The organism is Roseateles sp. P5_E11 (genome assembly GCF_054049355.1).
Genome location: NZ_JBFUMO010000864.1, coordinates 1 through 1,765 on the forward strand (window position 1 = coordinate 1; position 1,765 = coordinate 1,765).

Here is a 1,765-nt window from a genome sequence, read left to right on the forward strand (position 1 = left end):
GGCCCGCAATTGCCCGAGCAGGTCACGGAGCGCGCAGCCGGGTGGTTCTTGTAGCGGCTCGGAACCATGCCCATGAAGTTGCGGAAGAACGTCTTGTTGTCGTCCTCGCTGTTGGTCAACGTAGAGAGGTAGCTGTCGGTGAAGCTGCGCGCCTGGTCCGGCGGCGTGCCCGGCACCGTGTCCATGCGGGCGTCGATCAGCGACGGCGCCAAGCCGCCGGAGACGACCAGCAGGCCGGACGAACGTGGGTCGGCGTTGTGCAAACCGAGGCCTCCGACGCCAGAGGTCGTCAGCGTGCCCTTGACCGTCAGCGGCGAAGCCGGCGACGAGGGCACGGCGCCAATAAAGCCGATGGAAACGTACTGCAGGGATGCGGCCGCAGCCGTCTGGCTGCGGAACTCCGCAGTGGCAGTGGCACCGGCGCAGTTGTCGACGCTGCTGTCGGTGCAGCCGTAGCTCGTCACCTGGAAGTTGCCGTAGTGGAGTTTGGTGTCCGTGCCCAGGGCAACGCCAAAGCTTGGGATGAGGGCGCCCGCGAGCGCCGTGGTGGGTTGGGCGACACGCGCATTGGGCTGGGGGCAGCGGCAAACGAGGTTGGTGCCGTCGTAGGAGCAATCTGCGGCCAGCTGGCGTGCGCCGCTTGTGACCTGAGTGGTGGTGGCGCGGTCCGCCGCCGAGACATTGAGGTACTGATTGACAAAGCGTGTGCCACCCGTGGCGACCGCGGTGCAACTGCCGTCGATGGCGGTGCCGTTGAGCATGGCCAGGGACCATTCGACGCCAGCCTCACTCATTTCCTGGGCCATGCTGGCGCGGTAGTAGCTGCCGGAGATGCGCTGTTCGAACATCAGGCTGCGGTTGGCATAGGCGGCCAGCAGGGCCATGACGAGGAAGAGCACCATGACCACGACCAGCGTGGCGGCACCGTGTTGGGAGCGCGCATGGCGCAGGCGAGGTAGTTGCTTCATACCGAACATGCCCCGCTGATCTCGTCCGCGCGAATCTTCTCGGTGACCTTCAATGTGCGCTGGACGGCGGGGTCGGACTTGGCTACCGCCCTGATCGTGAATTCGACGTGCCTCACGCATTGCTTGGGGCAGGTACCGGCCCCGGCGGGGCCGCAGAGGTCGTCGAGCGGGATTTCCTGCGTCACGACCTTCGCGACGAAGTTCTGGATCACGATGGCGTCCGGATCCGTGATGGGCTGCCAGTTGTCCTTGCCAAGCTGGATTTCGAGGGAGTTGTTGCGCTTGTTCCAGCGCACACCGAATTGCTCGTTGTTCGCCAGGACATTGGTCTTGTTGACCGCGTTGGCACCGGCCGCCGGCTTGGCATAGCGATAGACGAGCTGGTCGCCGCCCTGGTTGCTGGAGGCGGCGGTATAGGGGCTGGGGGCGGCCTCCTTGGCTGGCGTGGCGCCCGCATCGCGTTCAGGCTCCCACACGCCGTTGGCCGGCAGGCCTCGATAGCCCGCGCGGCGCAGATCCTGCTGCAGCACATCGGCAGCAATGCGCAGGTCCTGCTGCATCTGCACTTCCAGCATCAGGCGTCGGTGTTCGTTGATCTGCCGGGTCGCGACCAGGGCAGCGCCGGCCGTGACGATCAGGCCAACCGTGATGCCGACCATCAACTCAATGAGGCCGACACCCCGTTGGGCCTTGCCCGGCCCGTCACTGAAGGTTTTCAGCTGCATGTGGCGTACCCACTCATCTTGCGAAACTTGACGGCGGGGGGGCGCGCGGCAGAAGGCGCACAGATCTTGACG

2 protein-coding genes are annotated in these 1,765 nt (G+C 65.7%); both read right to left on the minus strand.

Annotated elements, in window-relative coordinates; translation table 11 throughout:
• A partial coding sequence (locus tag ACXJKR_RS31515) for a PilX N-terminal domain-containing pilus assembly protein (RefSeq protein WP_457326201.1) occupies positions 1–968 on the minus strand: 968 nt, incomplete at its 3' end.
• A complete protein-coding gene (locus ACXJKR_RS31520; RefSeq protein ID WP_457326202.1) occupies positions 965–1,693 on the minus strand; it encodes a PilW family protein in 729 nt (242 codons plus the stop codon). The genes ACXJKR_RS31515 and ACXJKR_RS31520, both read right to left, overlap by 4 nt.
• Between the last annotated feature and the right edge of the window lie 72 nt (positions 1,694–1,765).

What these genes read in the sequence shown, in the direction of transcription:
- ACXJKR_RS31520 (WP_457326202.1), bottom strand. Translation starts at nt 1,693, where the DNA reads ATGCAGCTGAAAACCTTCAGTGACGGGCCGGGCAAGGCCCAACGGGGT.